This is a genomic window from Proteiniphilum sp. UBA1028 (genome assembly GCF_002316955.1).
In the GTDB taxonomy this organism is placed as follows: Bacteria; Bacteroidota; Bacteroidia; order Bacteroidales; family Dysgonomonadaceae; genus Proteiniphilum.
Genome location: NZ_DCEN01000061.1, coordinates 1 through 4,916 on the forward strand (window position 1 = coordinate 1; position 4,916 = coordinate 4,916).

Annotated in this window: 3 protein-coding genes; all 3 read left to right on the forward strand. The window is 41.4% G+C overall.

Annotated elements, in window-relative coordinates; translation table 11 throughout:
* Positions 1-820 (forward strand): formylglycine-generating enzyme family protein (locus tag B3Z75_RS10760; RefSeq protein WP_294071454.1); only part of this gene is annotated, 820 nt, incomplete at its 5' end.
* Between the two features lie 152 nt (positions 821-972).
* Positions 973-3,006: a beta-L-arabinofuranosidase domain-containing protein gene (locus B3Z75_RS10765; protein ID WP_294071457.1), complete on the forward strand. Its 2,034-nt coding sequence runs from the start codon at positions 973-975 to the stop codon at positions 3,004-3,006.
* A 17-nt stretch (positions 3,007-3,023) separates the two neighbouring features.
* On the forward strand, positions 3,024-4,883 hold the full coding sequence (locus B3Z75_RS10770; RefSeq protein ID WP_414702893.1) for a glycoside hydrolase family 127 protein: 1,860 nt from the start codon (positions 3,024-3,026) through the stop codon (positions 4,881-4,883).
* The last annotated feature ends 33 nt before the right edge of the window (positions 4,884-4,916 follow it).

Consider the following 4,916-nt stretch of genomic DNA (forward strand, 5'->3'; position numbering starts at 1 on the left):
TACAGCACGGCTTATATCGGAACCTGAAGTAACGGCCAGGATTGGCAAAGCGCCTCAGGGAATGGTTCTCATTCCATCAGGCATATTCCAATGCGACAGCTACCGGACAGGGGACTCATTCATCAGTTATCCCGAAAATCCAACATCAAATGGAGATAAAGTGGTAATGAAAAAATTCTACATGGATAAATACTCGGTCACCAACAGACAATACCGGGAATTTCTGGAGGCAACAGGATATCAACCAAATGATACGGCAAATTTTCTAAAGCACTGGACAAACAATCAAATTCCCAAAGGGCAAGAGAACTATCCTGTAATGTATGTAACTCTTGAAGATGCAAAAGCCTATGCTAAGTGGGCAGGAAAACGTATTCCGACCGAAATAGAATGGCAGTATGCGGCTCAGACCGAAAAAGGCAACGAATGGCCATGGATACAGGAAAAACCAGTGGAAAGGGAAGAAGAATTCATCACGAATACTCTTTCTGTCTGGAAGATAAAAGGAATAAACCCAAACCGATGTAATTTGGGCGATGGTTCACTTTACCCGGTTGGAAAATATAAGGATGGAGCAAACCCATACGGATTAAATGATTTAGTCGGTTGTGTATGGCAGTTGACAAATGATGTATATGATAATACCACTTATAGATATATAATGTTAAAAGGAGGAAGTTATTTCTTACCCACATCTAGTTTTTGGTATGTACAGGGGGGCCCTAGAGAATTGAATTTTAGGCAATATTTATTACGGCTCTCACCATCGTTCGAAAGAAAAGCAACGGTTGGGTTCCGCTGCGTCAAGGATGCTTTATAAGAATAAGATTTGATTATTAACTGATTCTACAATTGATATACAGAGAGCGATTTTAATAAATCCGGCCTATTAGATAAAAATTCCGGGTCCGATATGCATGTAAAGAAAACAGACAGACAAAAATAAATTAATTTATGTAAATTTGAAATATTATGAAGAAAGTAAACTTGATCATTTTATTTTTTATTGTAATAAATATGTGCACCAAGTCTCAATTAAAACAACCGACAACAGATTTATATTTAAATAATCGTACACCATTAATTACAAAACCATTTATGGAACTCCCAGTAGGGACAGTACGCCCTGAAGGGTGGCTGAAAAGCCAGTTGCTAAAGATGAAAAACGGGATGACAGGACACCTTGACTCTCTTTACAGTGAGGTTATGGGGCCTCGAAATGGATGGCTGGGAGGCGACGGAGATGTATGGGAAAGAGGGCCTTACTGGATTGACGGGCTGTTGCCTTTAGCATACATCCTGGATGACAGCTTGCTAAAAGCCAAGGTCCAACCCTGGGTGGAGTGGACATTGAAAAGTCAGAGGCCTGATGGTTATTTTGGCCCCTCTGTAGATCGGAAACCGGAAGAGGGATTACAAAGAACAAATGCACAGGACTGGTGGCCAAAAATGGTTGTATTAAAGTTCATGAAATCATATTATGAGGCAACTGGCGATGAGCGCGTCATTCCTTTTATGACAAACTATTTTAAATACCAATTAAAAGAGCTGCCCCAGAAACCCTTGAATCATTGGACACGTTGGGGACAACAACGGGGAGGAGATAACTTAATGGTCGTTTATTGGCTTTATAACATTACCGGTGAAAAATTTCTATTGGATCTGGGTGATTTAATCACCGGGCAAACTATCGACTGGACAAATTCTTTTTTGGAGGGAAATATGCTTAACAGGCTCTTTGGCGTACATTGTGTGAATCTGGCACAAGGCATGAAACAACCAATTATCCGGTATCAAGCCACAAAGGATACAAAACATATTGATGCTATTAACAAAGGATTTTCCGATTTGATGAGAGCGCACGGTTGGCCTAATGGATTATATGGTGCGGACGAGCTGTTGCATACCGGAAATCCGACCCATGGTTCTGAACTTTGTACTGCGGTTGAACTAATGTTTTCTTTGGAAAAAATGGTTGAAATTACAGGAAATGTAGCATGGGCAGACTGGCTGGAAAGAGTTACTTTTAATGCATTACCCACACAGGTGACTGACAATTACGATGCACGGCAATATTACCAGCAACTTAATCAGGTAGAAATATCACGCCATCCAAGAAATTTTGTAACCAGCTACAACGGCACCGATCAATTATTTGGGCTTTTGACCGGATATCCCTGTTGCACTTCAAACCTGCACCAGGGTTGGCCTAAATTTACAAAGCACCTTTGGTTCGCGTCAGAAGATAACGGTTTAGCAGCACTTTTTTATTCGCCTTGTATGGTAACTGCAAAGGTAGGATCCGGTACTGCTGTGAAAATTGAGGAAACAACAGATTATCCATTCGACGAGTCAATTCATTTCCAAATAGAGATCATGGATAAAAAAATAGAATCGACAGAGTTCCCATTCTATTTGCGAATCCCTGAGTGGTGCAGCGAAGCTACTATAAAAATTAACAATGAAATTCGATTAAAGGCGAAAGGCGGAAATATTGAAAGACTATCAAGAAAATGGAAATCAGGAGATAAAGTGGAGCTAATACTACCAATGAGTGTTATTATCACCCGTTGGTATGAAGGATCTGCAGCAGTTGAAAGGGGGCCGCTTTTATATGCTTTGCGTATGGAGGAAAAATGGACAAAGGTTCGGGATGACCGCAAGTTCGGTAGCAGGTATGGCGACTGGTATTACGAAGTTCACAGCGATTCTCCCTGGAACTACTGTTTAAAAGAAGAATCAATTAAGCCGGAAAATATTAAAACCGATTTTCAGGTAGTGAAAAAAAGGATGAAAGGATATCCCTGGAATGTTAACAATGCACCCATTGAGATTAAAACAAAAGGGAAGCGGATAAATGAATGGCAATTGTACAACAGTTCTGCAGGGCCCCAACCATTTAGTGTTCAATACCAGTCGGAAACTTTACCCGAAGAAGAAATCACTTTAATCCCTTATGGTTGCACAACATTAAGGATAGCTGAATTTCCAATTACAAGAAAATAAGTTAAAATGTATCAAAAATGAACAAATATTTGATTTCACTCATAATCCCCCTTTTGGTCTTATGTTGTATAATGATCAAAAATGAAACGAACCCTTCATCAAAGATGATCAACCAGGTAAATTTCGCAAGTGTAAAAATCACAGATAGTTTTTGGTCGCCAAGGCTAAAAAGCCATGTAATATCAACGCTTCCTGTTTGTATAGATCAAATTGAAAATAAAACAGGGAGAATCCGCAATTTTGAAAACGCGGGAAAAGGTACCGGCGAACATTCGGGTATTTTTTACGATGATTCCGACGTGTATAAAGCATTGGAAGGGATGGCATACAGCCTTATCAACAACCCCGATTCCGAACTGGAGAAAAAATGTGACGAATGGATCGATAAATTTGCGGCGGCGCAGCAACCCGACGGGTACATCAATACATTCTACGCGCTTACGGGGCTCGATAAGCGATGGACAAATATGGACAAGCACGAGATGTACTGTGCCGGACATATGATTGAAGCGGCAGTGGCATACTACAAGGCAACGGGCAAACGGAAATTGCTGGACGTATCAGTTCGGATGACCGAGCATATGATGAGTCTGTTCGGGCCAGGCAAACGTCATTGGGTGCCGGGGCACGAGGAAATAGAACTGGCATTGGTTAAACTCTACGAAGTGACAAAAGAGAAAAAGTATCTCGACTTCGCTTACTGGCTTCTCGAAGAGAGAGGCCATGGATATGGGAGCAAGGGAACGGAAGGGGAATGGAACAAACTCTACTATCAGGATTCTGTACCTGTAAGAGAACTGGAGGAGATAACAGGACACGCAGTACGAGCCATGTATCTTTTCTGTGGAATGGCTGATGTAGCTGCACTTAAGGGGGATAAGGGTTATATTCATGCTTTAAACCGTTTATGGGATGATGTCGTACTTCGAAAAATGTATGTTACCGGTGGCATTGGTTCATCGCTGCAGAACGAAGGCTTTACCGAGCCTTACGATTTGCCCAACTATGAAGCTTATTGTGAAACGTGTGCTTCGGTTGGGATGGTATTCTGGAACTCACGCATGCATCAATTAACCGGCGATTCAAAATATATTGATGTGATGGAGCGGTCCATGTACAACGGAGCTCTTGCCGGCATATCTTTGAACGGCGATCGGTTCTTTTATGTGAACCCGTTGGCATCACACGGCAATCATCATCGCCGTGAATGGTATGGAACAGCTTGCTGTCCCAGCCAGATCTCCCGGTTTTTGCCATCCATCGGAAGCTATATTTACGGGGTATCAGATAAGGCAATATGGGTAAATCTATTTATAGGGAACAACGCTGAAATTACTACCGGGAGAGAAACTGTCATCATACATCAGAAAACCGGTTATCCGTGGGATGGTGCAGTAGAGCTTAGCATAGATTCACTAAAAAGGCCAATGGAAAAGGAAATTCGTCTGCGCATTCCCGGATGGTGCAAAAAGTACAAAATCACTATAAACGGTGAAAAAGTAGAGAACATACCAGTTGATAAAGGTTTTGCTGTGATCGACAGAAAATGGAAAAACTCCGACAGGCTGACATTCACTATGGATATGCCTATAGAGGTAGTAGAGGCTGACAATCGTGTAAGAGAGAACATCGGTAAACGAGCCGTTCAGCGCGGACCGTTGGTATATTGTATGGAAGAAGTTGATAATATCTCTTTTGATAACCTGTTCCTGACAAGGAACACAAAATTTACAAACGGTTTTGAACCTGCTTTACTAAACGGGGTAGTTGCAATAAATGCATATATAAACAGCGATAGCATCCGTTTTGTTCCATACTATGCCTGGGATAACAGAGAACCCGGACAAATGAAAGTGTGGATTAACTATAAAGAATAAAAATCAAACAACAGAGATAGTGTAAACGCTCCA

Coding starts and splice junctions, on each gene's coding strand:
- B3Z75_RS10765 (WP_294071457.1), top strand. CDS start 973: ATGAAGAAAGTAAACTTGATCATTTTATTTTTTATTGTAATAAATATG.
- B3Z75_RS10770 (WP_414702893.1), top strand. CDS start 3,024: ATGAACAAATATTTGATTTCACTCATAATCCCCCTTTTGGTCTTATGT.